This window comes from Pseudomonas sp. A014, assembly GCF_052378495.1.
Classification (GTDB): Bacteria; Pseudomonadota; Gammaproteobacteria; order Pseudomonadales; family Pseudomonadaceae; genus Aquipseudomonas; species Aquipseudomonas machongensis.
In genome coordinates this window covers 5,053,042-5,066,782 of the sequence record NZ_CP199001.1, presented here as the reverse complement: position 1 = coordinate 5,066,782, position 13,741 = coordinate 5,053,042, and the positions used below count along the sequence as shown (strand labels likewise).

The following is a 13,741-nucleotide window of genomic DNA, read 5'->3' as shown; positions in this document are numbered from 1 at the left end:
GGATCTACCCATGTCCGAACTGGCCCAAGTCCAGAAGGCGATCGAAACCGCACAGACTCGCATGACCGAGCTGTTCGATGCCCAGAAGAAAGAAATCGAGGCGAACGGCACTGTCAGCAAGCAGCTTCAGGCCGATCTGACCACCGTTCAGGAAGAACTGAAGACCGCAGGCACCCGCCTGTTCGATATCGAGCAGAAGCTCAGCGCCGGCAATCCCGATGACCCCGCCACCAAGAAGAGCTTCGCGGCTCAGACTGCCGAGGATCTGAAGAAGTCCTGGGACGGCAAGTCGTCCGGCAAGGTCGACGTGAAAAGCTTCGATAAGCAGCTGGGCAGCGGTTCGGCCTCGGCTGGCGCTCTGATCCAGCCTCAGGTGAACCCCGGCATCCTGATGCCCGGTCTGCGTCGACTGACCATCCGCGACCTGCTGGCCCAGGGCCGCGTCAGTTCTAACTCGATCGAGTACGTGCGCGAGAACGTTTTCATCAACAGTGCCGCGCCGGTGGCTGAGGGCAACCTCAAGCCTGAGTCGAACCTGACCTTCACCAAGGAAACGGCGACCGTCAAGACCATTGCCCACTGGATCCAGGCCTCGCGCCAGGTCATGGATGATGCGCCGATGCTGGAATCCTACGTTAACAACCGACTGCTGTTCGGCCTGGCGCTGGTCGAGGAAGGCCAGATGCTCAACGGCGACGGCACGGGTGACAACCTGCTGGGCCTGAACCAGGTGGCCACTGCCTACGATGCCAGCCTGAACGCGACCGGCGACACCCGGGCGGACATGATCGCACACGCGATCTTCCAGACCAGCGAGTCGGAGTTCGAGGCGTCCGGCATCATCCTGAACCCGCGCGACTGGCACGCTATTGCGCTGCTCAAGGACGCCGATGGCCGCTACATCTTCGGTGGTCCTGCTGCCTTCGCCGCCAAGGTCATGTGGGGCTTGCCGGTGGTGGCCACCAAGGCCCAGGCGCAGGGCACCTTCACCGTGGGCGGCTTCGACCTGGCCTCCCAGGTATGGGATCGCATGGACGCGACTGTCGAGGTCAGCCGCGAGGATCGCGACAACTTCGTCAAGAACATGCTGACGATCCTCTGTGAAGAGCGTCTGGCGCTGGCGCACTACCGCCCGACCGCCATCATCAAGGGCGCTTTCGCGACCCCAGCTCCTTAACCGACCGTGAGGCCGGGGCAGGCAACTGCCCCGGAGTGACCATGATCAAGATTCGCGCGCTTCGCCAGTTTTCCCACTACCACGGAGGCAACTTCGATCAGCACGAAGAGCGCCAGGTCGAAGACTCTGTCGCCGAGGCTTTGGTGGGAATGGAGTTGGCCGAATATGTCGACGGACAGCCGCCGACCAAGAATGAAGAAACTCCGCCCAAGTCAGGTCGAAGAAAATGACCATACCAGCCCTGGACCTGGTGCCGATCGAAACGGTCAGAAAGCACCTACGGGTGGATGACGACAGTGAGGATGTGCTGATCGAACTCTACGCGGAGTCTGCACTGGCCTGGGCGCTGTGGTACTGCGATAACCCGAAACTGGTTGGCATCGAGGATTTTCCTGCCAGCTTCAAGGCTGCTCTTCTTTTGCTGATCGGCCATTCGTATGCCAACCGCGAAGCGGTGGTCACCGGCACTATCGCTACGGAGTTGCCCTTGGCGGTCGAATCTTTGTTGTGGTCGTGCCGAGACTGGCACGGCCCGCGAGATGAGGTGGTGCGATGAGAGCGGGTGACCTTCGGCATCGAATCGAAATCCAGCACGAGGTCACACCACGTGACCCTGTGACATTAGAGTTCGGTGAGCCAGAGTGGCAGTTGTTTGCCAAGGTGTGGGCGCAGGTTTCCCCGCTGTCGGCACGAGACCTGATTGCCGCCCAGGCCGCACAGTCAGAGGCGACCGCCCGGATTGTCATACGTTACCGCTCAGGCGTGCTGCCCACCATGCGCATCGCCTATCGGGACGAGGTGTACAGCATTGTCGGTCGTCCTTTGGAAGACCCGAACTCTGGCCGTGAATACCTCACAATCCTCGTGGCAAAGGGGGTGAAGGATGGCTGAAACCATCGAGTTCAGCCTGATCGGGCTGGACAGCCTGCTCGGCAAGCTCGATGCAGTCAGCTACGACGTGAAGCGCAAAGGGGGAAGGGCGGCGCTGCGCAAGGCCGCCCAGGTCATCGTCGAAAAAGCCAAGGAAGGTGCCGAGCGGATCGACGACAAGGACACCGGCCGCTCGATCTCCGACAACATCGCTCTGCGCTGGAACGGCCGGTTGTTCCGGGCCTCTGGCGACCTGGGGTTCCGCATCGGTGTTCAGCACGGCGCCCTGCTCAAGGATGGCGGTGATCTCAGCCCAAACGCGCCGACGCCGCACTGGCGCCTGATCGAGTTCGGTACCGAGAAGATGGCGGCCGCGCCGTTCATGCGTCCGGCGCTGGCCGACAACATCAGCCAGGTCACCAACACGTTCATCTCCGAGCACGAGAAAGCTATCGACCGCGCAATCCGGCGCGCTGCGAAGAAGGCTACAACCCCATGACCCCACCTATTGAGCAAGTCTGTGCGGCAGACCCGGCGGTGACCGCGCTGCTCGGTGCTGGCGTGAACTTACGTCTGTACCCGTTTGGCGAGGCTCCGGAGGGCGTGGCCAAGCCATATGCCGTATGGCAGTTGGTACGGGGCAGCCCGGAGAACTACTTGGCGGGCCGCCCTGATGTGGATGGCTTCACGCTGCAGGTGGATGTGTACGGCACCACCAGCGGCTCGGTGCGCAAGGTGCGCGATGCCATCCGTGATGCAATCGAATTGCGGGCGTACGTCACACGATGGGGTGGCGAGACCCGCGACCCGTCAACGAAGAGCTTCCGGACCAATTTCGACGTGGATTGGATCGTGCACCGCTGAACCGCTGCAAATAACCCGGCCCGCCTAGAGCGGGTTTTTTTATGCCCGACATTTGGAGAACGCTATGTCGATCCTTACCCAAGGAACCCAGATCTACGCCCTGGTGCCGCCGCTTTCCGGTACCGGGCCACACACCGTCATGGAGATCGAGTGTGCCACCAGCTTCGAGCCCGGCGGCGCGCCGGCCGAGCAGATCGAGGACACTTGCCTCGTCGCCAAGGAGCGCAGCTACAAGAAAGGCCTGCGCACCCCCGGACAGGCTTCGATGGGCCTGAACGCTGACCCGAACAACCCGAGCCACATCCGACTGCATCAGCTGTCCGAAGATGATGGCGAAAATACCCTGCGCTTTGCGGTGGGGTGGGCCGACGGCACTGCTGCCCCGACCGCTGTCGCTGCTGGCAGCCTGGCGCTGATCACCGTGACCAACGCCGGCAGCGGCTACACCAGCGCACCAACCGTCAACATCACCGGTGGCGGCGGTACCGGTGCCACTGCGACCGCCGTGGTCGATGCCGGCGAGGTCGTGGGCATCAACATCACCAACCCAGGCAGCGGCTACACCAGCGCGCCGAACATCGCCTTCACCGGAGGCGCTGGCACTGGCGCGGCGGGCGCGGCTGAGGTGAGCCAGGAATCGGACTTCGTCCTGCCGCCGTCGCGCACCTGGTTCACCTTCTCCGGCTACGTTGCCGACTTCCCGTTCAACTTCGCACTGAACGCCGTGGTGGCGTCCACTGTCGCGATCCAGCGTTCGGGCGGCTCCGCCTGGATTCGTAAGGTGGCCTGACGATGGAACTGAGTATCTCGAACCTGAAGAAATCCAAGGCCTTCACTGCACGCCCGGTGGCCAAGGAAATCGAGTGGGACGGCAAGAAGTTCACCTGCTACGTGCGGCCGCTGTCCTACCAGACGGCGATTGGCGATATCGCCGCTCATCGCGGTGCCGACCCGCTGGCATGCCGTATCGCCTCGAGCATCTGCGATGCAGAAGGCCGGCCGGTGTTCACCGTGAACGACATCACCGGCGAGGCCGATCCGGAAAAAGGCGCTCTCGATCCGGACCTGACCAACCTGCTGCTGATCGCCATCGGTGAGGTGCAGAACGGCACCGTCGCGGGAAAGAAGAAGCGCTAGAGCCGATTGACGAACTGTGGTGCGAGCTGGTGATGAACGGGATAGGCGGCCGCACCATTGCCGAGGCGCAGGAGAACATGTCCTATCCCGAGTTTCTGACCTGGGTGAAGTTCCGGCAGAAGCGAGGATCGCTTCACCCGGGGATGAGGCTGGAGGTCGCTCTGGCCCAGTTCCAGGCCATCTACTTCAACAGCAAGACCAGCGAGTCGGCGCCGAAGCTGTACCCGCAGGACTTCGCCCCGCACATGGACCCACGGGTCGAGACGCTGGAGGAGGCCATGGAAAGCTGGGTGTGATTTGGGTGGTACTGCATGCGATGGTAGATTTGCACGTTTCTCTAGGAGCGAGGCCAATGAAGACATTGAAGTGCAGGAAGTGCTCTGCAATCTACCCAGCATCAGACAAGAACTGTCCAAGTTGCAATGCGTCCTCACGCGCATTACCGATCTCCTGGATCGTTGGCGCGTTAGTGGCGGTGGCAGCTGGTGTTTATTTTGTATCTGCCCCGGATAGAGAGCCAACAGCCCCTGCTGGGCCTAGAGACTCGGAGGTGCTGTCCCTGGCATTCTCGTCTGTTCGCGCGAACATGAAAGATCCTGACAGCGCAAAATTCGGTCAGGCGAAAAGGTATTCGGCCGGCGATGGTCGTAATGTCGCTTGCGGTTCAGTAAATGCCAAAAACTCATTCGGTGCTTATGCTGGCGAAAAGAGATTCGTATTCACGTACGAATCGGGGTTAGTGATGATCGATGATGGATCATCTGCCTTTTCCACCGCATGGAGCACGCTGTGTAGATAGTTCATAACGCGAACCCGCCACGGCGGGTTTTTTATTGCCTGGAGAATTTATGGCGGGCTCACTTGGCACCTTGACCCTCGATTTGATTGCTCGGATTGGTGGGTTCACCGGGCCTATCGACCAGGCTGGCCGTGCGGCCAAGAAGTCCTCGAAGGAAATTGCAGAGGCGGCCAATCAAGCAAAGGTCGCCTGGAGCGCCCTGGGCGAGGTTGCTGCAGGCGTGGTTGCCGGCCTCTCCGTGGCTAGTATCTTTGGACGGTTCGTTACTGAAACACGAAACGCAGAGCAAGAGCAGTCTCAGCTCAGCGCGGTTCTACGTTCGACTGGAGAGTCGGCCGGATTTAATCGAGACCAGCTGAACGAAATGGCTGCAGCCATGGAGCGTGCCACGACCTTTTCGGGTGGTGACATCAACCAAGCGCAGACCGCATTACTTGCCTTCACCGGGGTGGTTGGCAATCAGTTCAATAGGGCTCTGCAGTCTGCAGCCGATATGGCAGCGCGAACCGGCGTGACGGTAGTGTCTGCTGCAGAAACGATCGGCAGGGCGTTGGATGTACCATCCAAAGGCCTCACCGCACTGAGCAAGCAGGGTTTTCGCTTCACGGAAGACCAGAAGAAAATGGCTATCGCCATGGAGTCGACCGGCAACATTGCAGGCGCTCAAGGCATCATACTGGCTGCGCTTGAGGAGTCCTACTCGGGAGCTGCGGCAGCAGCCAGGGATACCTTCGGTGGTTCTCTGGACGCCCTGCAGAACACCATTTCCGGGCTTCTCACGGGTGAGGGGAGCCTCAATAGCGCGAAGGACGCTGTTAATGCGTTGAACGATGTTCTTTCATCGCCCGGGGCAAAGGACGCGATCGACCTTACTGCTAAGGCAGCCGTCGTTTTGGCTGGGGTGCTAACTGTTCGGCTAGCTGCGGCCGCGGCGAGTAGTGCCGTTTCATTCCTCGCCGCCCAAGTTGAAGCTGCTCGTTATCAGGCAACGCTGGCCAGAATGGCCGGGGTTTCTGCCACTGCCGCGGCTGGAATCACTGCGGTGAGTCTTGCCGCTCGGGCAGCATCTGCCGCGATGGCGCTGCTTGGTGGACCGGCAGGAATCATTATTGCCGCCGGCGCAGCGCTTACCTACTTCGCAACCAAGACGAAGGATGCCAAGCAGTCCTTGGTCGATATCGGCACCCCGCTGGACGAAATTGCCGAGAAGTTCAGGAATCTGGGGCGTGATCAGAAGGCAGCCCAGCTTGCTCAATACACGGCTGATTTCGAAAAGGCCACCCAGGACCAGGCAGACGCCTACAGCACGCTGATGAAGCGGGTGAACCGTGACCTGGGTAGTTCGTTGTTCCCCAGGATCAAGAAAGAGTTCGATGAGGCTTACGCTTCTGGGCAGCCGTTGTCTCTGGTCATTGAGGATCTGTCGCGGCGTTTCCGGCTCAAGCCGGAGGCACTCCAGGCATGGGTGGCGCAGTCTGGCGCTGTCGCCGAGGCTGGTGAGAAGGCGTCCTACGCTGCCAGCTTGGTCAAGCGCCTCACTGATGAGTTCAACGCCAACACCGCTGCAGCAGCGACGAATGCAAACACGGTCCCGGAAAGATCCAAGGTCTACACCGACCTGGCCAAAAAGATCGACGAGCAGATCGCTGTCGCGGGGAAGCGGACTGAAGCCGAGAAGCTTGCAGCAAGGATCAGCGGTGGATTCGTTGAGGGGCTGAAGGATGGCGAGGGTGAACTGCTCGTAGCGAAGCAGAAGAACCTGGACGCGATTGAAAAGGCCGCAGCGGCAACGAAGAAGGCCGAAGAAGACGCCAAGTCGCGTGCGAAATCAGCAGCCGAGGCGCTGAAAAAGCGCGGGGTGGACGCCGAAGAGAGCTACCGCCGGCAGATCGCCTTGATTGACGAGACCACTGGCAAGCAGGGCAAGGCTACCGAGGTGGCCAAGCTCGCTTTCGAGCTGGAGACCGGCAAGCTCAAGGGTGTCAGCGCCGAGCGCCAGAAGGTGCTGGAAGGCCTGGCCGCCGAGCTCGATGCAAAGATCAAGCTGCAGAAGCAGAACCAGGAAGATCTGAAGCTGGCCACCTACGCGGCCAACCTGAAAGACAGCAACACCATCGTTCGCCAGGGCTTCGAGCTGGAGATCGCTGGTGCGGGCCAGGGTGAGAAGCTGCGCTCGCGGATGCGTGAGAATCTGGCGATCGAGCAGGACTTCGCCAAGCAGCGCAACGAGCTCTACAAGCAGTACAAGGAAGCGGACCTGCTGGGCGATCCTGATGCCAAGGCGCGCTACGACAAGGAAACGTCCCTGCTGCGCGATGCCATGGCCGAGCGGATGCAGATCCAGGAGGACTATTACCGCAAGCAGGATGAACTGCAGGGCGACTGGCTGAGCGGCGCCAAGGATGCCTGGCAGGACTATGCCGACAGCGCCATGGACCTCAACTCGCAGATGTACAGCGTCACCAGCAATGCCCTGGGCAGCCTGGAAGAAGAGCTGGTCAACTTCGTGAAGACCGGCAAGTTTAACTTCAACGACTTCGCCGAGGGCATCGCCAACGACCTGCTGCACATGCTTGTGAAGGTGGGCCTGCAGATGGCGGTCAACGCCGCGATCGGTGACACGGCGGCGGCTTCCTCGGCGGCGCTGGCGGCGGCTACTGGTACCGCAATGGCTGCGGCCTACGCTCCAGCGGCTGCCATGGCTTCCCTGGCTTCGTTCGGTGCCAACGCCGCCCCGGCTGCTGCTGCAATCTCCAGCACCACGGCGCTGGCCAGCAGCCTGTCGCTGGTCGGTATGGCGCATGACGGTATCGACAGCGTCCCGCGCGAAGGCACCTGGCTGCTGCAGAAAGGGGAGCGGGTCACCACCGCGAACACCAGCGCGAAGCTTGATCGTACCCTCAACGATATCCAACAGAACAATGGCTCAGGGGGATGGAGCCAGATGCCGCCGATCCAGCAGCACTTCCAAATCCAGGGCTCCGCGGATGAAGCAACGCTGGCGCGGATCAGGGAGGCCGCGACCCAAGGAGCAAACGCTGGATATCAGATGGTCCTCAAGGACTTCAAGAGCAACGGCCCGGCGCGACAGATGCTGCGCAAGGGGTAAATGACCACCAGGAGATACCACATGGCAATCGCATGGCCGGATGGCCTGTGCCCGAATGAAATGACCTGGGGGGTCGTCTACAACAACCGGGCGTTCACCTCGACGCTCTCCAATGCTCAGCAGATCGTCGGCTACCCGGGGGCCTACTGGCAGTGCCAGCTGACCTTTTCGGCGCTGTCGCGCGAGCAGGAGCGTCTGCTGACGGCGTTCATTGGGCGCCTGCAGGGGATGTTCGGTACGTTCAACCTTCCTGCGTTTACGCGCACCCGCGCTGACTTCATCGGCGCACCGGTGGTGGGCACAGCCAATGCGCAGTCGTCGGTGATGCGCATTGGGGGCGTGACCGCCAACGCCAAGGTGTTCTCGATGGGCGACTACATCACCATCGGCGGCGTCATGTTCGAGGTTGTCGACGATGCCGTGTCCGGCGCCAATGGTCAGGTGCAGGTGACAGTGAACAAGCCGATCCGCAAAACGATCACCGCCGGCACGGCCGTTGAGTACAAGGCGCCTTTCGCAGAAATGCGGCTTACCAGCGACAGCCATTCGCTTGCCCGGCGCCCGGTGATCTCGAACCTCACACTTGAACTTCGGGAGGCCTTCTGATGGCGGGTGCATTCCCCTTCAGCCAGCGGGTGGTGGACATCATCGCCCAAGGCAATTTCACCGCGGTGTGGGCCTGCCAGTTGGATTTTCCCGACGGCATGGTTTTCGCGCACACCGGTACCGGGGACCTGGTGATCGATGGCATCACTTACCTGGGTGTCGGCAACTTCGGCGAGATTGGCCAGGCTCAGGAAAGCAGCAGCTCCGGCTCACCCATGAGCGTCGAACTGACACTCAGCGGCCTCGACACCACGATCATCACCGAAACCAGCCTCAAGGGCTGCCGTGGCCGCAACGCCAAGCTGATGTTCGTGGTGTTCAGCCAGACAGGCGAGTACGCCGCCGACATCCTGTTCAGCGGGCGCATGGATGCCGCCCAGTTCGCCTACAGCGGCAACGGTAGCGACGGCAACCACATCAAGGTGCCGATCATCGATCGGATGGCCGAGTGGAGCCGCCTCGGCACCGAGCGCTGGACTGACGAGAATCACCGAGCGCGGTACCAGAACGACCGATTTTTCTACGCCGTCGCCCAAATGGCCGACTGGCCTATCTACTGGGGTGCCAGCAAGGACGCTCCTTCCTTCAGCTACGAGTAGCCCATGCGAAATCGAGACTGGACCACACAACTCGCGAACACGATCAAGGCCGCCACTGAGCGGCCTTTTTCATGGGGCGAATTCGACTGCTGCCTGTTCGCCGCTGACTGCGCGCTGGCGGTGTGCGGTACCGACCCGGCCGAACTGTACCGAGGCCGGTACACGACCGAGACGGGCGCCAAGCGACTGCTGAAGAAACTGCATGGATCGCTTGAGGCTGCCTGGGACACCTGCTTTCAGCGGGTCAATCCGGCCTTCGTCCAGCGCGGGGATGTGGCCATGTACGACGGGCCGAATGGCCGAGGCGTGGCGGTGTTCTGGGCTGGTGAGTTCTGGTCGGTGACAGAGGACGGGGTAGGGCGCATTGCCTGTGACCCGCTGGTGGTGTGGAGGGTTGAATGAGCAAGGCAGTCAGGAAGGTTGCGCTGGTCGCTGCTGGTGCGGCCCTGGGGTTCGTCACCGGCGGTGTTGGCTTCGCGTTGATCGGCGGTGCGGTGGGCTTGTTCGTCGGCAGCCAGCAGGATGCGGCGCTGAAGACTGGCCGTGCGGGAAACAGCGAGCCTTCTGCGCAGACCGTCCGTTCTTCCAAGGCCCCGGCGCGCTTCATCCTGGGCCGCGTCAGCACCGGTGGAGTTCTTGTGTGGGCACAGGAGCAGTCTGGCGACCAGACTGACGGTGAATGGGTGCACCTGGTGTACGTGCTGAGCGAGGGCGCCGTCGATGCGCTCGAGGAGATCTACCTCGGCGAGGAGCTGATCAACACCTTCGGTGAGTTTGCTTCCTACGAGCTAGTGGTCAATCCGACTCAGGTGAACGCTTTCCTGCGTGCCAACTGTCCGGACTGGAAGGACACGCAGATTGGTCGTGGCGTGTCATTCGTGCGCCTGTCGCTGAAACACAACTCGGAGAAATTCCCCTCGGGCATCCCGAATGTCCGGTTCGTGGTGCGTGGCCGAAACGATCTGTACGACCCGCGCACCGGCATGACGGGCTACAGCGAAAACACGGCGCTGCACCTGCTCTGGTTCCTGCGCACCCGCTGCAAGGTTCCAGATGACGAGATTGTCTTCGAGACCTTCGCCAGCGCAGCCAACGTCTGCGACGAGTCGGTTGGCAATCCAGATGGCTCTTCCGGGATTCGCTATCGCACGGGCTGCGTCATTGGCGCCGATGAGCAGCGCACGAACGTCATCCAAAAGCTGGAAGAGTCGTGCGCGGGGCAACTGATCCGCGTCGGTGGGAAATGGATGCTGCAGGCCGGTGCCTACTACGGCCCGTGGGACTTCGAGATCACCGAGGACATGGTGATCGGCACCGTCTCTGGATCGACCGAGGTCGGCAATGATGCGGCAATCAACGTTGTCACCGGCACGTTCGTTGATCCCTCGCAGTCCTGGGCGGAAACGGACTTTCCCGAGGTTCGGGTGCAGGCGTGGGTCGACCAGGACGGCGGCGAGTCTGCTGAGTCGATGTCGCTCGGGTATGTGACCGACGCCTACCAAGGCCAGCGCCTGGCCAACATCAAGTTACGCCGCGCGCGGGCGGCTGGATCGCTGCAGATCCCGATGAACTTTGCAGGATACAACTGCCGGCCTGGCCGCGTGGTTCGCGTGAACCTTCCATCGTTGAACATCGTCGGCGAGTTCATCGTCACCGACTGGAACCTGGCCGCCGATAACGGCTGTACGGTCACGGTGTCGCAGTATGAGGCCGCAATCTTTGATGACGCGGTGGGGCAGCCCTACAACCCGATCGGCTTTATCAGCCTGCCGTCCGGCGGTCTGGGCAGTCCTACCGGCCTGGCGTGGACCGTGGACGATACTGCAGAGGTGACCCAGGGTGTGCTGAGCTGGGACGCTCCCGCTGGCATTGTTTCAGGGTACGCGGTCACGGTTCGCCAGGCCGGTGTGGCCGTGCAGGCCCAGCAGGTACCAGAGACCACGCTTCAGTTGCCCCTGGCCGGCCTGCCGTCTGGCAACTACACGATGAGCGTTGCTGCACTCGGGCCGCAGGCACGGTCGGGCGAGGCAAGCATCACGGTCAACATCGATGGCCCGCCTGTGCCAGAAGGCTGCATCGTGCAGGCCTCGTTGGACACCATAACTCTCACGCCAACCAACGTTCAGCACAAGCTCAATGGCGGGACATACGAGTACTTCTACACCCGCGACGGATCCGCCCCGGTAGGGCAGGCAGAGTATGTCGGGCAGGGCTTGAGCCTGACGCATACTGGCCTGGCGTTCTTCGCCAACTACTTCTACTTCATCCGGGCGCGCAACGCGTACGGGATCAGCGGCTACTTGAAGGTGCCGGCTTCAACCTCGAACGACGTGAGCAACATGCTCGATGCTCTCGATGGTCAGATCAGAGAGGGTCAGTTATATCCCGAGCTCGCTGAGCGTATCGACCTGATCGACGGGAACGGTCCGGGCTCGGTGAATGAACGCATCGGCGAGCTGCGCGATGAGATTGATGACCTCGTGGACGCGCTGGCCTACGACCCGAACAAGGCCTATGCAGACGGCGACAGCGTGCGCCGAGGGCAGCGTCTGTATCAGGCCATCCAGGCCGTTCCTGCGGCTCCAGGTGGGGAGAACGCGCCGCCGAATCCGACCTATTGGCTCGACATTGGCCAGGTTGTCGAAGCAGCAAACGGTCTCGCAGCCCAGGTGGAGCGCAACACTGCGTCGATCGAGGAGCAAGACGGGCGCATCACGGTTAATGCCCAGCGTCTGGCTGCTGTACGCAGTGAGCTTGATGACCCTGTCACAGGGCTCAGTGCTACGGCAAACGGCCTCAGCTCAATGAAGAGCGAGGTCGAGACGATCGACGGCAAGCTCAACGCTACCGCAGAGAGGCTGGACGGTGTGTACGTCCAGGTGAATCCGGCATTGGCGGGCACGACTGATGGCTTTGCGGGTTCTGAGCAAACCCTTGTGGGCGTGTGGTCGGAGCAATCCGCCCGAATTGAGGATGGCATTGCAACTGCGCGCAGGCTCGACGTTGTGCAAGCGCAGCAAGGGGAAACGAACGCTTCAGTGCAGCGTGTAGACCAGGCCGTTGTTGGGCTCAACGGAAAAGTGTCGGCGATGTCGTCTTGGAAGACCGAGACAAACGTCAACGGCAAGCAAGTTGCGACAGGCATCGTGCAGGGCAGCGATGGCCAGGTCGGTGAAATCCTTCTGTCGGCTGACCGAGTCGCGATCATCAATGGCATCAACGGACCCGAGAGCAATCTGTTCGTCTTCCAGAATGGGCAATTGTTCCTGAACCAGGCGTTGATCAACACGGCCTTTATTCGGGAAATCATCCTGGGCATGACGCTGCGGTCTCAAGCAGTTGATGCCTTCGGCCGCCCCCTCATCGAACTGAATATGGTGAACGGTACGTTCTCGTTCCGGGGCGCAGATGGTAATGGCTCGCTGCTGATCAACAACGGCGGCGTCTATGTCTACGACCTCAACTACATCGAGCGTGCGGCGCTGGGGAAACTAACCTGATGGCAGATATCTACGGGCTCAGGACTCGCGATGAGTCCAATCGAGTCACTCTGGACACGAGCGTTATGCCTATACGCTCGTTGAAGATGCTTACTGTCACTGGCGATGGTAACTACAACCAGTATTTCTCAGTGCCAGATATCAAGGCCAATTCGTTCGTTGTTGTTGATTCCCTACTGTGGACAGCAGGGGGCAACTGGAGCCCGCAAGCCTTCTGGACAGATGGGCAATTGCACTTGCGAGGGGCGGGGTCTCGACAATGGCAGGTGCTGATTTTATCTAATGGCACAGAACCGTTCAGCGCGGTAGGTGAGTACGGATTCCGTTCAAGGAATAACGGAATCCTGAATCAGGTAGATTCTGCTAATAGAGTGCTAGGTGTTAGGTACAGCGGTTCATTTGAGTTTGGGGTCTATTGGCGTCCAGGAATGCAGGCGCAGATTTCTCCAGGGTTTTATTACGCGTTCCCGGAGCCGGTTACGACGTTTGAAAGACCCCTGGTTTTTCTGAATGCCGAGGACTACATGATGGTGTCCGGGTTCTATGTGACCGGACAACCGGGGAACTGGACGGGCTGGGGAATAAGCCATGCTGGTATTTATTATCAATACCATGGTCTCCAAGTCTCCGACTACATGAAAATGAAATGGTTTCTCGCCAGCTATCAGACTCGAACAAGCTCTGCTGGTTTATACGGCGTGCTGTTGCGAGACGCATCAGGTAATCGGGTTTTTGCGTCAACTGACAATCTTGCACTCCTGAATAGCCAGCCTTCAAATAACTCGTTTTATAATGACGGTGAGCCAATTGAGGCTGGTGCTACCTATCATTCATCTTCGCGTATGCCATGGACTAGCAGCTTTGGTGATTATGTTTTAGCCAATGCTCTGTTTTCCCATACAAATATTCAGCAAACGCAGAATCCAATAATTATTAATTGGGGCGGTTTTCTACCGGGCAATCGCAGCATAATCAAGATGTATGCTCAGAATTATGCTAACAGCCCGGCAACAGGTATTAGCGCAAACGGAAGAACGCTGTTCGCAGCACGGCCGATGCGGAACTTATAACTGGAGTAAA

The 13,741-nt window shown here is 60.4% G+C and carries 15 protein-coding genes; all 15 read left to right on the top strand.

All coding sequences use genetic code 11. The annotated features are described in order from the left end of the window. Positions 1 to 10 precede the first annotated feature (10 nt). The 15 genes from ACTYOL_RS23550 to ACTYOL_RS23480 all read left to right on the top strand — a co-directional run bounded on the left by ACTYOL_RS23550 (position 11) and on the right by ACTYOL_RS23480 (position 13,731). Positions 11 to 1,177, top strand: coding sequence for a phage major capsid protein (locus ACTYOL_RS23550; RefSeq protein WP_444757141.1), 1,167 nt, complete (start codon positions 11 to 13; stop codon positions 1,175 to 1,177). Between the two features lie 41 nt (positions 1,178 to 1,218). Beyond that, the gene (locus ACTYOL_RS23545; RefSeq protein ID WP_444757140.1) at positions 1,219 to 1,407 is read left to right on the top strand and encodes a hypothetical protein; all 189 of its coding nucleotides are present in this window, start codon (positions 1,219 to 1,221) and stop codon (positions 1,405 to 1,407) included. Continuing rightward, positions 1,404 to 1,733: a head-tail connector protein gene (locus tag ACTYOL_RS23540; RefSeq protein ID WP_444757139.1), complete on the top strand. Its 330-nt coding sequence runs from the start codon at positions 1,404 to 1,406 to the stop codon at positions 1,731 to 1,733. The genes ACTYOL_RS23545 and ACTYOL_RS23540 overlap by 4 nt, the downstream gene beginning before the upstream one ends. Then, positions 1,730 to 2,068: a phage head closure protein gene (locus tag ACTYOL_RS23535; protein ID WP_444757138.1), complete on the top strand. Its 339-nt coding sequence runs from the start codon at positions 1,730 to 1,732 to the stop codon at positions 2,066 to 2,068. Before ACTYOL_RS23540 ends, ACTYOL_RS23535 begins: the two co-directional genes overlap by 4 nt. Further along, complete coding sequence (locus ACTYOL_RS23530) at positions 2,061 to 2,546, top strand: HK97-gp10 family putative phage morphogenesis protein (protein WP_065862419.1); 486 nt, start codon at positions 2,061 to 2,063, stop codon at positions 2,544 to 2,546. Before ACTYOL_RS23535 ends, ACTYOL_RS23530 begins: the two co-directional genes overlap by 8 nt. Further along, positions 2,543 to 2,911 (top strand): DUF3168 domain-containing protein, encoded by a 369-nt coding sequence (locus ACTYOL_RS23525; protein ID WP_444757137.1) that lies wholly within the window; start codon positions 2,543 to 2,545, stop codon positions 2,909 to 2,911. Before ACTYOL_RS23530 ends, ACTYOL_RS23525 begins: the two co-directional genes overlap by 4 nt. 64 nt (positions 2,912 to 2,975) lie before the next feature. After that, entirely contained in the window at positions 2,976 to 3,701 is a 726-nt protein-coding gene (locus tag ACTYOL_RS23520) for a phage tail tube protein (protein ID WP_444757136.1), read from the top strand. A 2-nt stretch (positions 3,702 to 3,703) separates the two neighbouring features. Then, a complete protein-coding gene (locus ACTYOL_RS23515; RefSeq protein ID WP_054892274.1) occupies positions 3,704 to 4,048 on the top strand; it encodes a phage tail assembly chaperone family protein, TAC in 345 nt (114 codons plus the stop codon). A gap of 32 nt (positions 4,049 to 4,080) precedes the next feature. Beyond that, on the top strand, positions 4,081 to 4,344 hold the full coding sequence (locus ACTYOL_RS23510; RefSeq protein ID WP_054892273.1) for a phage tail assembly protein T: 264 nt from the start codon (positions 4,081 to 4,083) through the stop codon (positions 4,342 to 4,344). 552 nt (positions 4,345 to 4,896) lie between these two features. After that, positions 4,897 to 7,956 (top strand): phage tail tape measure protein, encoded by a 3,060-nt coding sequence (locus ACTYOL_RS23505; protein WP_444757135.1) that lies wholly within the window; start codon positions 4,897 to 4,899, stop codon positions 7,954 to 7,956. 21 nt (positions 7,957 to 7,977) lie between these two features. Continuing rightward, entirely contained in the window at positions 7,978 to 8,562 is a 585-nt protein-coding gene (locus ACTYOL_RS23500; protein WP_444757134.1) for a hypothetical protein, read from the top strand. Continuing rightward, entirely contained in the window at positions 8,562 to 9,161 is a 600-nt protein-coding gene (locus ACTYOL_RS23495; RefSeq protein ID WP_444757133.1) for a hypothetical protein, read from the top strand. Before ACTYOL_RS23500 ends, ACTYOL_RS23495 begins: the two co-directional genes overlap by 1 nt. A gap of 3 nt (positions 9,162 to 9,164) precedes the next feature. Then, positions 9,165 to 9,563, top strand: coding sequence for a DUF6950 family protein (locus tag ACTYOL_RS23490; RefSeq protein ID WP_444757132.1), 399 nt, complete (start codon positions 9,165 to 9,167; stop codon positions 9,561 to 9,563). Then, positions 9,560 to 12,661 carry a phage tail tip fiber protein gene (locus ACTYOL_RS23485; RefSeq protein WP_444757131.1) on the top strand — a complete coding sequence of 1,034 codons (3,102 nt, stop codon included), beginning with the start codon at positions 9,560 to 9,562 and terminating at the stop codon, positions 12,659 to 12,661. Before ACTYOL_RS23490 ends, ACTYOL_RS23485 begins: the two co-directional genes overlap by 4 nt. After that, positions 12,661 to 13,731: a hypothetical protein gene (locus ACTYOL_RS23480; protein ID WP_444757130.1), complete on the top strand. Its 1,071-nt coding sequence runs from the start codon at positions 12,661 to 12,663 to the stop codon at positions 13,729 to 13,731. Before ACTYOL_RS23485 ends, ACTYOL_RS23480 begins: the two co-directional genes overlap by 1 nt. Positions 13,732 to 13,741 lie beyond the last annotated feature (10 nt).